The sequence below is a fragment of the Streptomyces sp. NPDC088553 genome (assembly GCF_044752965.1).
Lineage (GTDB): Bacteria > Actinomycetota > Actinomycetes > Streptomycetales > Streptomycetaceae > Streptomyces.
Genome location: NZ_JBIVMG010000002.1, coordinates 14,151 through 32,259 on the forward strand (window position 1 = coordinate 14,151; position 18,109 = coordinate 32,259).

Genomic DNA, 18,109 nt, shown 5'->3' on the forward strand with positions numbered 1-18,109 from the left:
CCCCTCTCCAAGGTGGAGGCGGGCAAGAAGCGCAGGGCCTGCGGCCCTGCACCACAAGTCCGGCCCCCACAGGGGGCCCAGGATGTCGAGGTGCCCCGCACCGCAGATGTACGGGGCGAGGGCAGGAGTCCCCCGCATTGCGGGGCAAGGCCGCCGCCACGGGAGGAACGTCAGGGCGCAGCAGGGGCCCGTGGTTGCGAGCGCCGGGCTGAAGCGCAGGGTGTTGTGGCCGGCCGTGAGGAGTCGTGCACCTGATGGGCTCCGTATTCGGTACACAGGCCCGGAGGGCAGCGAGAGCTGCAATGGGCCAGGGCAGGGCGAGGGTACGGGCGTCAAGAGTTGCCAAGCCGCGTATGCAGAAAACGCAAACATCCACACTCTCTGGACCTGCACGTATGCGGAAAACGCAAGTCCTGGGGAGCGATCTCTCTTGAAGATGCGCGAACCGCATACGGTGACGGAGAACGAACGACCAGGCACTGGCCGGCCACACGGACCCGGGTCCGTACAGATGACCAACCGTGAATCCCAGTCGCTCCAGTCGCTCACGCCCAGGTCCCCTCCCCCAGCAGGCCCGGCTCAAGGAACAGGATGAGAGCGGTCCTCCGCTGGAGGCCGGTGAGATCCCGTCGTTGAACACGCCAGTGCGAAAGCAGGAGGCGAGGCGGCCGACGTCGTCGGCGCTGTCCGCCTAGTGAGCGTGGGCCGGGATGGGGCGGCTGGGGTGGAGGCAGGTGGCAACGTTCGGCAAGACCGGTCAAGGTTGGCGCAGTGCAGGGCCGGCTGCGTTCCAGCGTTGCCTCACGGCCCTGGCGCAGTGGGTGGAGCGCGAAGGTGCCCACCGGGCGGCCCCGGGTGGCGCGGTCGTCGAGGTCGACGGTGAGGCGGTGGCGGTGGCGGTGGCGGTGTCCGTATGACTGGGGGTGTGGGTCTCGAACGCCAAGGCGAGGTGGGACAAGCCCGGCCAGGAGCAACGCAACGCATTACGGGAACTCGGTGTCGGGTGGGTTTGACGGTCGTCGGCCAGGGCCGCCCGTATCCCGTATCCCGTATCCCGTATCCCGCCAGATCAGTGGTGCTACGCCTGGCGCGAGGGGGGGCGAGACGGGAGTCCTGTGGAGGGGGTCGCCGGGAAGACCGCGGCTCAGTGAAGTTCAGGTCGCCAGGCTGGAGCAAGAGTTGGGGCGTGGTCCATTGGCTCAGGGGTGGGCGGATCAGCGGTGGACCCTGGCACGGAACATCTTTTCGATAGCAGGGCGTGCCGGCATCACAGCGGGTCCTGAGGGGATCAGAGGGCGGATTTTGTCCCCGGCTCGCGCGCTGCAGCAGGGGGTCCGCATGTGCCGTTTCATGTCGGGCTTCGTTTCGGCCCTCCGTCCTCCTCCACCGTCACCGGCACCTGGGAGAGCAACGCGACCGCCGAGCAGAAGTCCGCCGGCCGCGAAGAGTCAGGCGCGCTCCGGTCCTGTGCCCAAGGGCCTGGAGCTGATGGGGCTGATGGGGCTGATGGGGCTGACGATGGCGAGGCTTTACGAGAAGGGCGGCCGCGGCCGGCATCCCGGGCCGCTCGTCCATGAACCACGAGCGGCTCGCCGACGCCCTCGCCCACGCCGGCCGCGGCCGGCGTAAGGCCTGGCCGCCGCGTGGTGGGAGGTCATGCGCGGTCGTGGTCAGGCCACCGTGACGTGCAGGATGTACGGCTCGCCTGTGCTGATCGCCTGTGCCTGTTCACGGAGGTCCGCGTCCGTGAAGCCGAGCAGTGCCTCGTCGGCGGCCCGGCGCAGCGGCGGGAGGATCTCGGAGACGGGCCGGCCTCGGTGCGCTTCGGCGAGTTGGGCGAAGGCCCGTTGGTAGGGGGCTTCGTACGTGCTCGTGCTGTCGGCCAGCAGATGGTCAAGGTGCTGTCGCTCGATGCTGATCTCGCCCATGGCCCGCTCCTTCGGTCCCTCTGGGGCCCGTCTGGTCCGGGGCCTCGTCTTCGACGCTACGAGGCCGGTCTGACATCGACCGCCGCCGCGGCATGGGGCGCGTTCCGGCTGATGAGGTCCTGGAGATGCTCTCGGACGGGTGGGGGCATCAGCCCGTCGGTGGCGAGGAGGTGCCACTGGCAGCCGGGAACGAGCCGGTCGAGCCGTTGGAATTCCTCGAGCTGGTAGAGCAGCACCAAGGTGTCGAGGGCGTGCGGGGCGGGTGGCCAGTCGCGTTCCTTCAGGGTGCTGGGCACGGCCAGGCCGGCCATCGCGTAGCGGCCGTTCATCCACTCCAGGGCCGCCTCGCCCAGGTGCCCTGCGGCGAGTTCTTCCTCGACGCGGCCGCACAGGTCCAGGGCCCACTGCCGTACGTCGGTGGCGGTCTTCCAGGCCCCCGCCAGGTCCTGGAGCGGAGCGGTGGCAGCCAGGTCGCGCAGGTGGTCTCGGGCATCGCGCGCGGAGCCGAGGGCCAGCTGACTGTCGTCGGTGAGGACCGCGTCGGCGGACTCGGGAACGTCTTTGCGGGTGGTCTCGATGAGGAACGCGATGGGTTGGCCGTGGCGGTGGGGTTCATCGCGCGGAGCAGGTCGCCGACGTCTTCCAGGGACATCGTCCCGTTGCTGGCCGCGGCAGCCGCGGCCAGCGCGGCGTCCTTGGGTGTGGTGGTCGGCGTGGCGGGGTTCTCGTCGAAGGCAGTGAGCTCGGGCGGGGCCAGGTGTGTCCGCGGGCGCGGGCGAGGCGGGCGATGCCTTCGTCGATCCGTCGGGCGCGGGCGGGGACCAGGGTCACGGTCAGGCCGGCGTCGGCGATGTGGTTGGCGAGGCCGTCGAGCCGTTGTTCCGGGTCGGTGTCCGGTTCGTCGTCACCGTGGACGGTGAGGGTGTCGACCGCGGCGGTGAAGGCGGCCCGTACCGTCTGCTCGGGTACCGGGAGCTCTTCGTCGAACAGGAGCAGTGCCACGTCGTTCGGGCGCTTGCCGCGGCCGGCGTGACGGGCGAGGCCGAGGAGGAGGTCGAAGCTCTCGGGTGCCGGGGTGGGGTACTGCCCTTGCCGCGGCCCAGGCCTCCGCCGGGGAGATTGCGCAGAACGCGGTCCGAGCGCATCCGGGCCAGCACCTGCACCGGCAGATTCTTCAGGAGAAGGGCGGGGCGGGGTGCGTCGTATCCGGCGTCCGCGATGACGGGAACGTCCGGGTCCCCGGCCTGCCACTGCCCTGCGGTGATCAGCCGCTCGATGAGTTCGCGCATGCCGGGCGGTGACGGTGGCGGTGTCGTCTCCAGGGGCGAGACGCAGCGCGTCCAGCGGCGCGGTCCACGAACTGCGGCCCGGCTCCAGCGCGCAGACAATCGAGTACGGCCAGCCCGGAACGGGGATGTGCTGGTCCTTGCCCCGGCCGCAGGTGTTGCAGAGGATCCGCTGTGGTGAGGTGTGGGCGTCCGGCCTGAGCCGGCACGTGACGTCGACGGCCAGGACCGTTGGCTCACTGGGTGACCGGATGACGCGGGAGTGTCAGGGGAAGAGACACGGCTGCCGGAGCACGCCGAGAACCTGCTCGGCGGCGGTAGGCCCTGAGTAAGAAACAAGTCCGGTCCGCGCAGCTCCACAGAAGGTGTGCCAGAACCCGTTCTCGTGGACAGAGCCACCCCGGGATCTCCGCCGCGCTTCGGCTGTGCCATCGCGGTCTCGGTCTGGGGCAGTGCGGGGTGTGCAGCCGGGCCCCAACCGACCCGGTACTTAGCGCAGTTGGCTTGTTCACCGTAGGGTCTGCTGCCGAGGGGGAAACCCCTCGCTCGGCGGGGGAAAGGGGAACCATGGAGATCTATGCCCACTGGCTTGATGGTGAGCACCTGCGCGTGTCCGGGTGGGGTCCGCAGGACACGTCCTTGGCCGTCATGCTGAAGATTCAGGCCCTGTTAGGGCACACGGTGGTGCTGAGCGACGTGCAGGTCATCGACAGCCATGCGGTACAGGCGCTGTTCGAGACGGAGGATTTCCGGTCCTTCGTGCGCGGCTGCCCGTCGTTCCTGCGCTGCACCACCGCCGCTCCGGTCGGCAGCGACCCCTTCGCCCTGGTCACCACCGGCCTGCACCGCGCCCTGGAGCCTGGCTGGCTCTCGTCTTCGTTCGACTCGGCGGAGCCCCTGGTCAGGCTGTCCGAAGCCGTTCTGGAGCGCGGGGAGGCGAATCCCGGGCCGCTGTTCGCGCGGGGTACCGCGCTGGGCGCACGGTACGAGGAGGGCGGGGTGATCCGGCGCAGGCTGGAGGCCGTGGCCTGGACCCTGCATCACTTCTCCCGCGAGGCGGGAGTGCCGCTGGGCACGAGCGCCGTGACGCGCCCCTGCTCGTACCGCGACGTGCTGGAGGAGGTGGCGGAGCTGCCGGGGCTCCCCGGCCACGACTACGCCCCGGTGGAACGCACCCTCGCCTATCTCGACGAGCACGTGGAGCGGTCGAACCGGCACCGCAGGGCCGCGCTCTTCGCCCAGCTCGACGCGGCGGACCCGCCCCACAGGACGGCAATGTGGAACACCGCGACGCAGGCCTGGAACGCAGCGGTGCAGCGGACGCTGGGCACCGACGGGGCGTCCCCGCGGTCGCTCCCGAAAGCGGCCGACATCGGGCTCTACCTCGGGCGTCCGACGGACGCGCTCTTCGAGCCCGCCGGCCCCGGGGCCACGGCCCCTGCGGAACACGGGATGGCCCCGGGCAGCCTGGCGGCGGTCGCCGAGCTGGGCTGGCAGGACATCGCGAAGATCCATCAGGACGAGGTCGTGACCCGTCGGCGCGACGCCTTCCAGGCGGCGCTGCGCGCCGGGGACGCGGCGGCGGCCGACGATGCCCTCCCCGCCCTGCTCCGGGCGGTCCGGCGGAAGCTGCCGGCGTGCGGAGAGCGGCCCGGGCGGCTGGCCTGGGCCGCGGCCGAGACCGGCCTCGGGCTCGCTGGCGCGGGGCTGGCGCTCGGCACCGGCGAGACCCTCGGTCTCGTGGGACCCGCGCTGGCGTTCGGCCTGGCGGCCGAGCGGCTGCTTCGGGGCGGCCGCAACCGGTCGCACATCGTCAACACGCTGATGACGGCGGGTGGAAGAGGGACCTGGGCCCGGCGCGGCGAAGCCTGACAGGCTGCTGGGTGCCGGGCGGTCGAGCGGTCCGAGCGGTCGGCGCCTCTGCCCTGACACATGCCGCAGGCGGCGCTGAACTGGTGGGCACGGCCGCCGCGCTCTCTATAGAGGCAGGGACGTTGTCGGTGGCGGCCGGTACGTTGCGATCATGGGTGTCTATCTGGTGAGTGTCACCGCGCGGGACTGGTCACAACCCGGGGAGGACGGATACGGGGACGTCGCCGCCGCGCTGAACACCGAGCTGGAGCGGCGCGGGCTGCCCCCTTACGAGCTGCGGCAGGTCGCAGGGCAGGCACCGGGCTGGTTCGAGGAGAAGGCCAGCCCGTCCATCGACGGCTTCGTGGCACTGTGCAGGACGCGGCTGACCGATGCGGAGCTGCCGGCCCTCCTCGACTGGAGTGTGCTGGTGCCGTTCGCGCTGGAGGAAGAGATCGTGCTCCCCGTCGGCACCGCGTACTGCGGCGAAGAGACAGTGGTCGCCGGGGCCCCACGGGTGCTCGCCCTGAGCGAGCGGCTCGCCGACGCCGTCGGACTGCCCCTGGACGCGATACCGGCGGGCGACACCCTCACACTGAGCTTGTGGTTCCTGCAGGGCGGGGCGGAGCGGACCGCCCGGACGCGGACAGGACCATGGGCCGAGGACCGCAACGCGGCCTTCTACGTGGCTCTCTGTCTACGCGCCGCGCAGTACTCCATACGGCACGGCTGCCCCATGACCTACTCCTGAACCACCACGGGGCCAAAGGCCAGGAGCCATGCCAGCACCCTCTTGCGCTGTGGCCAGCACGGGGAGCAACCGGGCCCGCGACGCTCAACACCCCCGAAGGCGGAACCGTACCCGCGGGCGCGGGTCGCAGACGGGATCGGCCGCGGCTGACCACGGCCGTCTGGGACCATCCCCACGCGAGCAGAGAGAAGCCGGATGGCGATCGAGCAGGCGAGCCTTGGCAGGGGCGATCCCCGCGCGAGCGGGGAGCAGGTGAGACCAACGATCCCCCTCGGCCGCCTGTGTCCGGTCCATCCCCGCGCAAACAAAGACCAGTGCGGACCGGACGAGTTGCCAGGCGAGCCGACAGGACCATCCTCCGGCTGCGAGGCCACCGGCAGGGGCGACGGTGACCGGCGGCCGACGACCTCCCTACGCGTGCGGGGAGCAGCGCGTTCCTAGGACTTGTCCGGGCGATCAAATTCATAGCCAGCGGGCGAGAGCTGCTGCGGTCGCGGTGCCGAGGTAGACGTAGCCGCCCTTGTCGTAGCGGGTAGCGACCGACCGGAACTGTTTCAGGCGGTTGATCGCCCGCTCGACGGTGTTGCGCTTTCTGTAGCGGACCTCGTCGAAGCCGGGTGGCCGTCCGCCGCATGTGCCTTTGCGCAGGCGGGCGGCCTGGCTGTCGGTCTTCTCCGGGATTGTGTGCCGGATACCGCGTCGCCTGAGGTGCTCGCGACACGGGCCTTGCTATAAGCCTTGTCGGCCGCAAGGCAGTCCGGCTTCCTGCGGGGCCTGCCCGGCCCCGGCCGTGGCTCCCGGATCTTCTCCAGGACGGACTTGAACTGGGTGCAGTCCGCCCGCGGCCTGCGGTGACGATCAGGGACAGCGGGCGGCAGCGGTCGTCCGCGCTCAGGTGGAGCTTGCTGGTGAACCCGCCGCGCGACCGGCCCAGGCCCTCGCCTCCAGCACCACCTCCACCAGGCAGGCAGGCAGGCAACCAGGCTCTGCCACGGCGATTCGTTTTGCTGTTCCGCCGGTTCGCCCCCCTTTGACGCGGGTGTCAGCGGCGGGCCGGTGCGGGCGCCGGCAGCATGCTGATGCGCGCGGACGATGGTGAAGTCGACTGAGATGTCCCAGTCGATCTCGCCCGCCGCGTCGGCTGCGGCCTGGACCTGCTGGAACAGTCGTTCCCAGGTGCCGTCGGCCGACCACAGCCGGTGGCACTCGTAGACGGTCTTCCACGGCCCGAACCGTTCGGGCAGATCACCCCACTGAACCCCGGTTCGCACCCGGTGCAGAATCCCGTCGATCACCTGCCGGTGATCACGCCACCGGCCACAACGCCGGTTGCTGACCGGCAGGAACGGCCGCAGTCGTTCCCACTCGGCATCCGTCAGATCAACCCGCCCCATGCCCGCACTAACGCCCTGGCGGCGAAGCAGTCACTCGGTCGGACTCCCGGGTACCGAGACATGCCAGAATCGGCGGATGGTGCTTGTAGGAGAGTTCTTCCTTGCTGGAGACGATGAGTCAGCAGTGCGGGTAGAACCGCGCAGGAGTCATGATTTTCCTGCCGTGCCGTGTGACGGCATCTATCCGGATGACGCAGTTCCGAGGTGGGAAGCCCTGTTGACGGGGGCTGAGAGTCCGCTCCGGCACGTGGCGCCTATGGCCAACGATGGCTTCACTGTCTTCGCTGTTCCGCAGACGCTCTCGACGGCCTTGGCCAGTGCAGGAACGGATCAGCTCAGAACTACCGCCCTCACGTGGGCCGAGACCGTCTCCGAGATAAGCGATGAGATTGGGCCGGACAGCGCCGTTGACCTCCTTGAGCGTCTGTCAGCCCTAGCCGTGAGTCGTGCTGAACAAGGCCAGAACCTGTACTGCTGGTACTTCGCGCCCTGACCTCACTTGCTGACATTCCTGTAGTCGTGATCCCAGCCCTCACTGGGACAGCGTGAGCGCCTTCTCGCCTTGGCGCACCTGGAGTGATCGGCCGGACAGGTCCTAGCCGTTGCCGGCTGCGGGAAGCCGGGACCATCACCAATGTCAAGAACCTTCGAATCACGTGTGACACGGGAAAGACGGATCTGCCGTTCGGCATACCCAGTCCCCTTGCGCATCTCCCAGGCGCGCAGCCCTCCGCGGTGACCACGTGCGGAGAGGACATGGGTGTGGGGCGGCAGCCCGGTGGCTGCCGCCCCACACCCGCACCGCCTCTGCGGCTGCCTCAGAGGCGGTTCGAGAGGCCCCCGTAGTAGTCGCCGACCTGCCGGTGGTAATCCTCGTTGCCGAGGTGCTTGTCCTTCTCGAACTCCGGAGCGGCCTTGATCTGGTCCTTGGTCCAGCCGACGTAGACCTTCTCCTCCCGCGCGTCGACCCGGTCGATCGTGCCCGCCGGCAGAAGAACCTCCTTGCCGAAGATCCACGGGCCGGTGTCGACCACGATGTACGAGGAGCCGACCTCGTCGGAGTGCTTGTCGACCTTGCCGATGGAACCGTCGGCCGCCTCGACCTTGTAACCCGTCAGGTCGGCTCCGACCGTACGACCGGACGTCTCGCGGTAGCCCCACACATTCTCAGTCATTCGGATTTCCTTCCGTGAACGGCAACCCGGTCGGGAATGGAATTCCCGTACCGGCCTTCCTCAGGTACATCACGTATGCAGCGGAACTCGCGTTCCGGCCTGGACTTCGACTGCCCCGTGTTCGCGGCGCTACACGTCCGCGCCTTTTTTCGGTTCGGGCCGGGACGGCCGCCGTTCTGCGGAGGCGAGCAGGTTCCCCGCTGCGTCACGGCCACCGCCCCGGCCCGCATACGGCTACCCGCAGCATCCGATGTCACCGGAAAGCAAGAGAAGAACCATTTCCCGGCATGACGGTGGCCGTCCACACCCCTTCGATCGGGGGTGGACGGCCACGTCATGCCGACCCTGAACCACGCCAGGAGCGGCCGTGCTACCAGCGGTACCAGCGGCCGCTGCTGTTCTTGGGCCGGGCAACGAAGCCGATCAGCCAGATCACCAGCACGGCGATCGCGACCCACCAGAGAATCTTCACCGCGAAACCGGCACCGAACAGCGCCAGAGCGAGCAGAAGAACAAGAATCAGGGGAACCATAGTTATCAACCTCCGAAGCACCGGATGCCCTACCACCCCTCACCCATGCAGATGAATTTCACTTGTTTCTTATCGGCGCAGATGGGCATAACGCGCGCCCGGCTCCCCACTCCCCCGCCACCCGCCTTTCCCGCCGCGCCGCGCCTCGGGCCGGCCGAGGCGCCTCAGGGAACCGGAAGATCTGACGCCGGCGAGCCGCACGGGGTTTAGGCCTCGGAATCGTGAGCAGGCGGTGGTCACGACCAATCCGGTACTACACGAGGAGGTCCCCATGTCGGGCACCGAGAAGGCCAAGGCACAGGCCGAGCAGACCAAGGGCAAGGCCAAGGAGATGACGGGCCGGGCACTCGGCAACGAGCGGATGACCGCCGAAGGACACGCCGACCAGGCCAAGGGCAACGCCCGCCAGGCCAAGGAAGACGTCAAGGACACCCTCCGCCACCGCTGAACCGCACACCTCGCCACTGGGCCCCGACCACTGCCCCGGTCGGGGCCCAGTCACGTCCCCCGCCCCCCGCCCGCTGCCCCGCGTCCCGCGTCCCTTCCCGAGACACAACTTCCTTGGCCGCCCTGGTACGGCCGCGCAGCGGATGTACGCCTGCGCCCGCCAGCCGGCCCGGCCAGCGAAGCAAGAGCGCTGACGGCGAAGGGGAAGCCCGGGTACGTGGCCGAGCCCTCGCCCACGTACAGATCCGCCCCCTGCGGCCCGACGCCGCAGGCGGTTCAGATGAACCGGTGATCCCTAGAGCTACCGCCGACGCCCTGCCACCCGTGCCCGAGGCTCGAGCGTTCCGGCATCGACACATTCGGCGACGGCTCCGTCGGCCTCGACGTACGCGACGAGGATGACCGTTGCGACGACGGCAGGGATGCAAGAGAGCACAGCGAACAGATCGCGGTCGGCGGCGGAGCGGAGCCGGTGACCGTGAAACTGGGCACATGGATTTCGAACACGCATGCGAGATGCGAGAAGCTCGCCGCTGGCCAGCTCGCCGCAATCGCGGCGCTGGGCGTGGACTGGGCGTGACACCGGCTGCGACTGGTCGTGAACAGGACGGTCAAGCGCAGTGCACCGAGAGGCCCCGGGCGTCACCGCCCGGGGCGTCGTGGTGTCGGCGGCGGCCCCGCCCGAACATGACGCGGGCCTGCAACGCGAGGTGCAACACCGGTTCCACGAACCTCTATCCGCAGCATCACCGCAGGTCAAAGCGCGGTGCGCGGCGGTGTTCGCACTGAACGTGTCGCCCTGGCCGCTATCGGCGCTGCGGCCGCTCCGTGGCGTGAGGCCCTCCAGGACCTGAACGAAGACGTCCTCGCCGAGACCGCCGCCGAAGCGCGGGCCTTCGGCGCCGGCCCGGCGGCCGCCGTCGACGAGCTGGTGCGCGGCCCCCTCGGGCAGTTGGCCCACGGACAGCAGTCGATCGGCGAGCCGGTCCGCGCGCTCACCACGGCAGCTAAAGGCCGACCGCCACCCGGCTGGACCACCGACGCCGGCCGCACCGAGAACATCGGGTGGCACCAGGCCCCGCACCACGCCGCTCGAGGCCGTCGCACGCCACCACCACGCTCACCTGCTCGCCGCCATCGTCGAGCTCGGCGGTGAGCTGAAGCTCCCAGCCACCCGTAACGGGCGCTCCAGCGGCGCGGCCACCCCAGAAGGCTGCGCGGTCAGCGACGCCGGCCGCCGCCGATGCGGCGGTCGTCGGCCAGCGCGGTAAGCGGGCCGAACTCGCAGGCAAGCTGGCTCCACGTCAGAACCTCGCCACAGCGGTCCGGGAACTCCTTCGGGTTGAACTCGGGCATGGTCCAGGTGCCAGTGCCCCGATCCCGCAGCCACAGGTCCCCGTCACCGTCGACCACAGTCGGCGGGACCGGAACGGGCTCGGCCTGATCGGTGGGGTCCCAGGTGACCCGGCCCGGGTGGGAAACGCGGCGCAGCTCGGTGGTGGCCAGCCGCGCGGCCACCTCACGGGTGGACTCTTCGGCGTCCTTGACCGACGCGAGCCGGAATGCGTCGTCAAGCACGGGCAGGGCTGGATTCTTGCTGCGCTTTGAACTCATACGCTGACTACCTCCGGTGGGGGGCGCCACATCCGATATGGCACCCCGCAGAGCAACACGGTATCCGAGGCGGGAGCCGGGCCAGGCCTCCTCCGCCGGAACGGTCGACAAGCCCGCCGACGCCCAGGAAGATGCTCTGCGCCAGGTCAGCGACTTGCCGGGGAGGCCAGGAAGGCACTCGACACGCCGACGAAGGACCTGGAAGCCACCGACCAGCCCACGGTTCAGCCCCCGCTCGGAACAACCCTCTCCAGGGCGAGCGCGACCCCAAGGCGCTCCAGCCGTTCACAGAGAGCGCGGAACGAGACGGCGCGGACCTGGACGCAGCGCACGGTGCCCTCCCGCGCCGCGGACAGCCGGCCCTCCGCCTCGCACACGACGACATCGGCGAGCGCCCAGGGGCCGCTGCTCTTCGCCAGCCGGCCGGCAAGGCGCCGCACGCCGGCGGCGAGCGCGCGGGCATGGCCGGTCAGCCGGAGGGCGATCTGCTCCAGGCCGCGGGTCGCGAGCGTGCCCTCGCCGGTCCACGCAAGGACAGCCTTGAAGAGGCACTCGCACGGCTCGCGGCCCGCGACCGAGCGGGAGCTCGGCTTCGATCAGGCTCGGGGCCCTACAGGACCCTGCGGACGCTGGTGTGCATGGCGGGCCTCGCTACCAGCAGCGCCGTGAGCGGACGGCCGGAGGCCACCGCTGGGAGTCCTCGCCCCCGCCATCCGACCACCAGACCCGGAGTTGGCAAGGAGAACGCCGTTGCCGCCATACCGTCAGACCCCACTGGACCGCCAGAAGATGCCGCTGCCACAGGTCAGCTCAGACCGTGAGACACCGGGCACGGGCACACACCAGGACCCGACCGGCATACGAAGCCCTCCTCCACAAGCACCGAAAACTCCATGCGATACCAGATATCGAGCATCTCCACGGCGACACCCTGCAGATTCTCATCTGCTGCCCCCACCTGCCGCTCTCAGGGTGGCGGGCAGCTCGACCAGGCGCGGGCGGTACACCCTTGGCGGATGGTCGCCCCACCTCCGCGATCAGCGCCGGCCCGAGGAACTCGTTAAAGATGCGCATGAACCTGTCCGTGGAGTACATCGCAGACAGCATGCCGTTCTCGACATAGTCGCCCTTGACCCAGTTCACGGTGCGCCCATGCCCTGCCCTTGCCCTCCCTGACAGCCGACCGCATCGGCCGACTTGAAGAAGACGAAGACCCGGCCGCCTTCATCTACGCGAGAAATGCCCCGACCTTGTTCCCGGCGCATCAACTCGATGAACTCGACCAAGGCGAAGTCCAGGCGGCCGACGCCCCTTCCGATCAGCGATCCCCGGGCCGGTACGAACACACCCCCTTGACCGGCCGGACAGGCCCACGCATCCGTCGCCGAGGCCCGCGAGCGCCGCGGCGAGACTTCGGAGGGCGGGAGCGAGGCAACGGTGCACGAGATGCCCAAGCCGAAGAAGAAGACAGCCGCGAAGAAGACAACGCCCAAGAAACGCCCGCGAAGAAGACCCCGGCAAAGAACGCCGCGTCCCGGCGGCGTAAACCCGCCCGAACGGCCAGGCCAGACGCGAGGCACAAGCAGCGCTGACTGGCCACTGCCGCGCCGATCAGGGGGCCAGGCAGCTACCGCAGTGCGGTTGGGTGCACATGTCTCCAAGCCCTGCGGATTCCGTGGAGCAGCTCACGCTGCTCTTCGATCCAACCACGGTTCACTTCCAGACTGATGGTCACCCGTGTTGTCTGCTGGTCGACGACCGTGACAGATATCTGGTCCTGGTCGTCTTCCCCCAGCAGCGTCAGCCCCGTTATCGGCACCCCATGGTGATGATCAGCGAACGTCCTGCCGAGGTCGCCGACCGCGCCGTTCCCGGCCACTGGGAAGGGGATCTGATCATCGGCAAACGGGTCCGCCATCGGCACCCTGGTCGAACGCACCACCCGCTACGTGATGCTCCTGCACCTGCCCAACGGCCGCGGCGCCGGGCTGGTCCGTGACGCGCTGGTGAAGGTCGTGACGTCTCTGCCGGCTCATCTCACGCACGAGTTCACCATCGCCACGGACGTTCCGGTCTACTTCTGCGATCCGGCCAGTCCCTGGCACCGTGGGTCGAACGAGAATACGGACGGCCTGCTACGGCAGCACTTTCCCAGGGCACCGATCTGTCGGTTCACAGCCGAGAGCACCTGGACGCTGTCGCTGCCGAACTCAACGGACGCCCACGCAAAACGCTCGGCAGGGAAACTCCAGCCGAGCGCCTCGCTGCACTGCTCGCGCGGCCGATCACCCCGTCTACATGAGGCAATGACTCATGATCGCTCTCCGGCGCGGAAGTGCAGCGCCGATACATATCGGCCCCGAATCCGTGCTCGCAGGTGCTCGCTCAGCACAACATCATGCGAAAGCCCGGCCAGCTCCTGCGCTTCCACATCCACGCCCTGCTGCGTGAGGATGCCGGCCAGGAAGCTCCAGTGGCCGGCCGCCACCTGCTCGTGTGTTCCGCTACCGGTCGGCTCGTCCGGCCCGACCACGGTCCGGGCCTCCTCCTCGATTTCCTCGGCGGAGATGTGCGACCAGGTGTCCGTGGGAGCCGATGAGGTCCAGCTCCACCCCCGGTCGTTCAGCAGCACCAGGCTGCGGTCATCTGCCAGTACAGCTTCAAGCCGCGCGGTCACCGACGTGTGCTGAGCGTCTGTGGCGGCCTTGTCCAGATCGACATAAGTGACCAAACGAGTCACAGCAGTCACTTTGCCCTCCTCTCAGCTCACCAACTCCTGGTCGAGCCATCGCGCTGAATGGCCACGATATCCGGGACCGGCTTCCGGCCCACACATCCGCCTCCCGGGCCGGGCCAGCCTTCGTCAACCACCGAGCGCCATCTACCCTGATCGCACCTACAGCCTCTGTGTTGCGACGACTGCTGGAATCCGCCCATGCGGGGAGTGGGGGCTTTCCCGCTGCGCTGCGGTGCCAGCCGGGCCGAACCAGGGTGGCGGCCCGGCTGGCACTCGGGGCGAAGAAGCGGTGCCCCGCCACCGGTGGTTCGGTGACGGGGCAACGAGGCGGAGGCTGACTCGGCTCAGGGCTGGTCGCCGGTGTAGCGGTAGATCTTGGCGTTGGCGCTGGCGTTGACGCCCCCACTCGGCGGTCACTCCTACGGGGTCTGGATCGCTGCCCACTACGCAGCCCGGTACCCGAAGCGGATCGCCGGCCTCGTCCTGCTCGACCCGGCGCGGGTTTTTGCCGGATTCCACCCCGGCTACGTCCTGACGGCGCTGCCGATGCTCGTGCGGCCCACTCCACGACGGATCCGTTCCTTCCTCGCCTGGGAGACCGGCGGAGCCACCCTCGACGCGGCCTGGCTCCGGCTCCCAGGAAGAGAGCGCAGCCTTCCCAACCATCCGCCCGGTCACTGGACCGCGGCCGGACCCGGCCCCCTTGCGGCAATCGCCGATTCACGTGCTGCTCGCAGGGCGGGCCCGCTGCCACAACCCCGGCCGCGTCGCCCAGGCCATCACCGAAGTACTCCCGGAAGCGCGGACCGAAGTCCTGACAGGAGTCTCGCACCATGCGTACCCGCTGGCCGCAGCTGACGCAATTGCCCGACGGATCGGCGTCAACTCAAGCTAGTGGCATCCAAGGAGGGCGCCCTGCCCCGTTCCCTCGGGGCGGGTCGACTCCGCCGTGAGGGGCGTAAAGACAGGTCCTTTCGCGTGTACAGGCCCGCGGTTGGGTCGGAGTCAGGCGACATAGGCGAGGGCGTCCTACCGGGATCGCCGGTGCCGGGCGGAAGGGGGGCAGGGGTAGTCGGCGGTCCAGTCTGTGGTCAAGCGCTCGGGTTACAGGCGCGTCGGCTCGGGGACGTTGGGGCCGGGCCGAAGGACCGACGTCGCGCGGTACTCACCGCCCCAGTCCCCCTGGCTTCGCACCCGATCATGCGGAAGGCCCACACATGGGCGGTGCGGGCCTTCTGGTCCTACAGGCGCGGGCCATGTCGCGGTGGCGCGGTCCAGGCCGGACGGGCGCACCAACACCGCGGGGGACAGCCGCCGCTCCGGCCTACGCTCCGGATGAGCCGGGCCCCCACTTGCGTTCGAAATCCTCGCGGTTGACCTGTCTCTCGCGCAGCGCCCACTCGTCGAGCCGGCGGGCCGCCGCTCTCCGCTCCCCGGGATCACCGGCGAAGTAGTCCCAGAGCACCCCTAGGTCCAACTCCTCGTCTGTCACAGGCCCCGGTTCCGGTTCCAACGCGAGATGTGCATGGCGTAGAAGACGTTCCCGATCCCGCAGGTAAGCATCAGCAGGACGCAGTGGAGCCCGAACGACTGGCGCCGGCGCCGGACCATCCCGTACCCGCCCACCACAGCCGCCGAGGCGGCGACGTTGTTGTTGATGATGATCGGCGGCTGCCCGACCGGAGCGGGAGGCTGACCCGGAGTCGTCATGGCGTTGTCCTTCGTGCGCAGTGATCAGGAAGACTCGCACGATAGGGCCGCCCCGCCCGCAGCGAATACGGAACGCCCAACCATCACACTGACCGGGGACCACTCGATCGCCAGTCCCGCAGCTGACGGCTCGTCCGCGACTAGGCTAGCGGCCGCGTCCCGGTCGTTCGCGTACGCCTGCCCAGCGACCAGGGTCCGTTGCCGGTCCTGGTGCCCCAGCGCCTGGACGGTGCCCAGAGCGCCGGGGGCGTGGTTGACGGTACGAAATCATTGCTCCTGGCGCAGGCATTCGATCAGGTAGTCGCCTGTGCGCGGTTCAAGGGTGACGCCGTGGGTCTCACTGTGGAATCCGGGGAAGCGGCGGTCGAAGCCTTCCAGCGCGCGGAGGTAGCGCAGCAAGGGGCCGTCGGTGGTGCCGGTGGACTCGCCGGGCATGAGCACGGGGATGCCGGGTGGCGTGACGGTGACCATGGCGGCGGCGACGCGGTCTGCGGCCTTGGCCACGGGCACGCGTTCGGTGCCACCGCGGATGAGCTGCTGGTAGCAGTGCTGCGGTGGCAGTACGGGCGCGGGCAGGTGGCGGAACGCTGCGTCGAGTGCGTCGATCAGTTCGGCGCGAGTCAGATGTTCGTGCATCTGCCGGCACAGCTGTTTGAGGGTGAGCCCGGCGTAACGGTCGGGGTGCTCCGCGGTCAGGGTGGGCAGTACGCGCTCTAGCGGTGCGTCGTTGTCGTGGAGGGCCTTGAAGTCCATCAGGGCGTCCATGAGGGTGCCCCACTTGCCCTTGGTGATGCCCATGGAGAAGAGGATCAGCGTGCTGTAGCTGTCGGTCTTCTCCACGACGATTCCGCGGGTGGCGAGGTAGGAGGTGAGGATGCGTGCGGGAATGCCCAGTTCGGAGCGCTGTCCGGTGGCGGTGACGCCGGGGCAGGTGATCGTGACCTTGATCGGGTCGAGCAGGCCGTAGCCTTCGTCCAGTCCGGTGAAGCCGTGCCAGTCGGCGTCGGGTTCGAGATGCCAGCAGCGCGGCTCTTGGCTGAGTACGGAGGTGGGGACGTCGGTGAAGTCGATCCGTTCGCCGGTGCGAGGGTCGGTGATGGTGTCTGGCTGCCATACGCCGAAGAACCATGTCGGCCTGTCGGCCGCCTCGGCGATCCGCCGTCCGGTGGTTACGACGGCCTGTCGGAAGCGGATGGCTTCGGTGATGGCCTCGTCGATCAGTGATCGGCCCGGTGCGCCGTCCATCATGGCCGTGGCCACGTCCAGCGAGGCGATGCCCGGGTAGAACGGTGAGGTGGTGCCGTGCATCATGAACGCTTCGTTGAACCGGTCGTGCTCGACCGGCGCCCGCGGCGCGGATTTCACATGCACCATCGCGGTCTGGGACAGGGCTGCGAGGAGCTTGTGGGTCGACTGGGTGGCGAACACCGTGGGCCGCACCTCGTCGTCGAGAGCGTCTGGGCCGACCGCCATCCCGTACCGGCCCTCGTAGAGCGGATGGAAACGCGCATAGGCGAACCACGCCTCGTCGAAGTGGAGGCGCGGTGTGCTGGGCGCGAGCTGACGGGCGGTGCGAATCGTGTCGTAGCACAGACCGTCGTAGGTGGAGTTGGTGATCACCGCGTACTGCGCCTCGGAAGAGACGGCGCCGGCCGTCAACGGATTCGCCGCCACCCTGGCCCGCACCGCCGCCGGCTCGGTGTGCGCCGGCGGCAGCGGCCCGGCCAGCCCGTATCCGTTGCGGGTGGGCACCAGGTAAACGGGACGGGCACCGGAGATCACCAGGCCGTGCAGGACAGACTTGTGGCAGTTGCGGTCCACAAGAGCGATCTCGTCGCAGGTGACGCTGTAGTGGCCCACCATGCGGTCGGCGGTGGAGTCGCCGTGGAGCACGAAGTAGGTACGGTCCGAACCGAAGACGCGTGCCGCGTTGTGTTCGGCCTCACCGATCGGGCCAGTGTGCTCGAACAGGGATCCCAGATCGCCGACCGAGATCGACAGGTCCGTGCGGAACAGGCGCTCACCGTAGTAGTCGAAGAACTGCCGGCCGACCGGGGACTTCAGGAAAGCGACCCCGCCGGAGTGCGCTGGGGTGTGCCACGAGTACTCGTGCGCCTGGTCGAAGCGGCGTAGCGCCCTGAAGAACGGCGGCAGCATCTCCTCGTGGTAGGCGCGAGCTGCGGAGGCCACCCGCCCCGCGACGAAAGCCGGGGTGTCCTCCAGCGGCCAGAGGTACCCGGAAACCACCTCCGAAACCCACAACGGCAGCTGCTCGAACGCCCGATCGGCATCCATCTCGTGCGACATCACCAGCAGCACCGGCAAGTCTTTGAACCGCCGCCCGATCAGCCGTAGAACCGCCGCACCACCGCTCTCCTGGTCCAGATCACCGCCACCAGGCAGGTCCCATGCCACCACCGCCCCCGCAAGCCCCGCCTCCGTCTGCAGGACGGCTCGGGCGTCCTCGGCCTGGGAAGCCCACCGCACCTCCAAGCCCTGAGCTTCCAGTTCCTTACCGATCCTGGCCAGCTGCTCGCCGACGCGGACCGGCCCTCGGGTACCGCCACAAGGATCGCACCGTTCACCATGCCCAGCGCTCCTACCGATTCCGGGGGTGTCAACGACGCTCAGTGTCCTCGTGGCGAGAGGCCGACCGGCGGTATACGGAACCGGCTCGCCTGAAC

At 69.2% G+C, this 18,109-nt stretch carries 17 protein-coding genes and 3 pseudogenes; 6 read left to right on the plus strand and 14 right to left on the minus strand.

Annotation, left to right across the window (positions count from 1 at the left end):
* Window positions 1-1,670 precede the first annotated feature (1,670 nt).
* From ACIP8Z_RS05230 to ACIP8Z_RS05245, 4 genes and pseudogenes are all read right to left on the minus strand, one after another.
* Window positions 1,671-1,928 (minus strand): hypothetical protein, encoded by a 258-nt coding sequence (locus tag ACIP8Z_RS05230; RefSeq protein WP_402078967.1) that lies wholly within the window; start codon window positions 1,926-1,928, stop codon window positions 1,671-1,673.
* 56 nt (window positions 1,929-1,984) lie between these two features.
* Window positions 1,985-2,257, minus strand: coding sequence for a hypothetical protein (locus ACIP8Z_RS05235; protein WP_402078970.1), 273 nt, complete (start codon window positions 2,255-2,257; stop codon window positions 1,985-1,987).
* 283 nt (window positions 2,258-2,540) lie between these two features.
* On the minus strand, window positions 2,541-2,930 hold the full coding sequence (locus ACIP8Z_RS05240; protein WP_402078973.1) for a hypothetical protein: 390 nt from the start codon (window positions 2,928-2,930) through the stop codon (window positions 2,541-2,543).
* A 53-nt stretch (window positions 2,931-2,983) separates the two neighbouring features.
* A pseudogene (locus tag ACIP8Z_RS05245) lies at window positions 2,984-3,443 on the minus strand (transposase); the annotation flags it as partial.
* Between the two features lie 419 nt (window positions 3,444-3,862).
* Between ACIP8Z_RS05245 and ACIP8Z_RS05250 the strand changes: the two are divergent.
* Window positions 3,863-5,086 (plus strand): hypothetical protein, encoded by a 1,224-nt coding sequence (locus tag ACIP8Z_RS05250; RefSeq protein WP_402078975.1) that lies wholly within the window; start codon window positions 3,863-3,865, stop codon window positions 5,084-5,086.
* Between the two features lie 151 nt (window positions 5,087-5,237).
* Window positions 5,238-5,816, plus strand: coding sequence for a hypothetical protein (locus tag ACIP8Z_RS05255; protein WP_402078977.1), 579 nt, complete (start codon window positions 5,238-5,240; stop codon window positions 5,814-5,816).
* A 462-nt stretch (window positions 5,817-6,278) separates the two neighbouring features.
* Here the strand turns inward: ACIP8Z_RS05255 and ACIP8Z_RS05260 are convergent.
* From ACIP8Z_RS05260 to ACIP8Z_RS05270, 3 genes and pseudogenes are all read right to left on the minus strand, one after another.
* A pseudogene (locus ACIP8Z_RS05260) lies at window positions 6,279-7,210 on the minus strand (IS5 family transposase).
* A gap of 818 nt (window positions 7,211-8,028) precedes the next feature.
* Window positions 8,029-8,385 (minus strand): PRC-barrel domain containing protein, encoded by a 357-nt coding sequence (locus tag ACIP8Z_RS05265; protein WP_402078980.1) that lies wholly within the window; start codon window positions 8,383-8,385, stop codon window positions 8,029-8,031.
* 370 nt (window positions 8,386-8,755) lie between these two features.
* Window positions 8,756-8,917 (minus strand): hydrophobic protein, encoded by a 162-nt coding sequence (locus tag ACIP8Z_RS05270; RefSeq protein ID WP_402078983.1) that lies wholly within the window; start codon window positions 8,915-8,917, stop codon window positions 8,756-8,758.
* A gap of 271 nt (window positions 8,918-9,188) precedes the next feature.
* Between ACIP8Z_RS05270 and ACIP8Z_RS05275 the strand changes: the two genes are divergently transcribed.
* On the plus strand, window positions 9,189-9,365 hold the full coding sequence (locus ACIP8Z_RS05275; RefSeq protein WP_402078985.1) for a CsbD family protein: 177 nt from the start codon (window positions 9,189-9,191) through the stop codon (window positions 9,363-9,365).
* Window positions 9,366-10,130: 765 nt separating this feature from the next.
* Complete coding sequence (locus tag ACIP8Z_RS05280; RefSeq protein WP_402078987.1) at window positions 10,131-10,520, plus strand: hypothetical protein; 390 nt, start codon at window positions 10,131-10,133, stop codon at window positions 10,518-10,520.
* Between the two features lie 65 nt (window positions 10,521-10,585).
* Here ACIP8Z_RS05280 and ACIP8Z_RS05285 read toward each other — a convergent pair whose 3' ends face one another.
* The 4 genes from ACIP8Z_RS05285 to ACIP8Z_RS05300 all read right to left on the minus strand — a co-directional run bounded on the left by ACIP8Z_RS05285 (window position 10,586) and on the right by ACIP8Z_RS05300 (window position 12,857).
* A complete protein-coding gene (locus tag ACIP8Z_RS05285; protein ID WP_402078989.1) occupies window positions 10,586-10,978 on the minus strand; it encodes a hypothetical protein in 393 nt (130 codons plus the stop codon).
* Window positions 10,979-11,202: 224 nt separating this feature from the next.
* Window positions 11,203-11,472 carry a DUF6415 family natural product biosynthesis protein gene (locus tag ACIP8Z_RS05290; protein ID WP_402080772.1) on the minus strand — a complete coding sequence of 90 codons (270 nt, stop codon included), beginning with the start codon at window positions 11,470-11,472 and terminating at the stop codon, window positions 11,203-11,205.
* A 645-nt stretch (window positions 11,473-12,117) separates the two neighbouring features.
* Window positions 12,118-12,324 (minus strand): hypothetical protein, encoded by a 207-nt coding sequence (locus ACIP8Z_RS05295; RefSeq protein WP_402078992.1) that lies wholly within the window; start codon window positions 12,322-12,324, stop codon window positions 12,118-12,120.
* 281 nt (window positions 12,325-12,605) lie between these two features.
* A complete protein-coding gene (locus tag ACIP8Z_RS05300) occupies window positions 12,606-12,857 on the minus strand; it encodes a DUF5959 family protein (protein WP_402078995.1) in 252 nt (83 codons plus the stop codon).
* Here ACIP8Z_RS05300 and ACIP8Z_RS05305 point away from each other — a divergent pair.
* Window positions 12,801-13,280 (plus strand): annotated as a pseudogene (locus tag ACIP8Z_RS05305) (IS30 family transposase); the annotation flags it as partial. The gene ACIP8Z_RS05300 and the pseudogene ACIP8Z_RS05305 sit on opposite strands and share 57 nt — an antisense overlap.
* A gap of 9 nt (window positions 13,281-13,289) precedes the next feature.
* Here ACIP8Z_RS05305 and ACIP8Z_RS05310 read toward each other — a convergent pair.
* Window positions 13,290-13,727 carry a hypothetical protein gene (locus ACIP8Z_RS05310; RefSeq protein WP_402078998.1) on the minus strand — a complete coding sequence of 146 codons (438 nt, stop codon included), beginning with the start codon at window positions 13,725-13,727 and terminating at the stop codon, window positions 13,290-13,292.
* A 381-nt stretch (window positions 13,728-14,108) separates the two neighbouring features.
* On the opposite strand from ACIP8Z_RS05310, the gene ACIP8Z_RS05315 reads away from it, so the two are divergent.
* Window positions 14,109-14,573 carry an alpha/beta fold hydrolase gene (locus ACIP8Z_RS05315; RefSeq protein WP_402080774.1) on the plus strand — a complete coding sequence of 155 codons (465 nt, stop codon included), beginning with the start codon at window positions 14,109-14,111 and terminating at the stop codon, window positions 14,571-14,573.
* A 630-nt stretch (window positions 14,574-15,203) separates the two neighbouring features.
* Here the strand turns inward: ACIP8Z_RS05315 and ACIP8Z_RS05320 are convergent.
* Complete coding sequence (locus tag ACIP8Z_RS05320; protein ID WP_402079001.1) at window positions 15,204-15,425, minus strand: hypothetical protein; 222 nt, start codon at window positions 15,423-15,425, stop codon at window positions 15,204-15,206.
* A 267-nt stretch (window positions 15,426-15,692) separates the two neighbouring features.
* Window positions 15,693-17,912, minus strand: coding sequence for an Orn/Lys/Arg decarboxylase N-terminal domain-containing protein (locus ACIP8Z_RS05325; protein WP_402080776.1), 2,220 nt, complete (start codon window positions 17,910-17,912; stop codon window positions 15,693-15,695).
* Window positions 17,913-18,109: the final 197 nt, after the last annotated feature.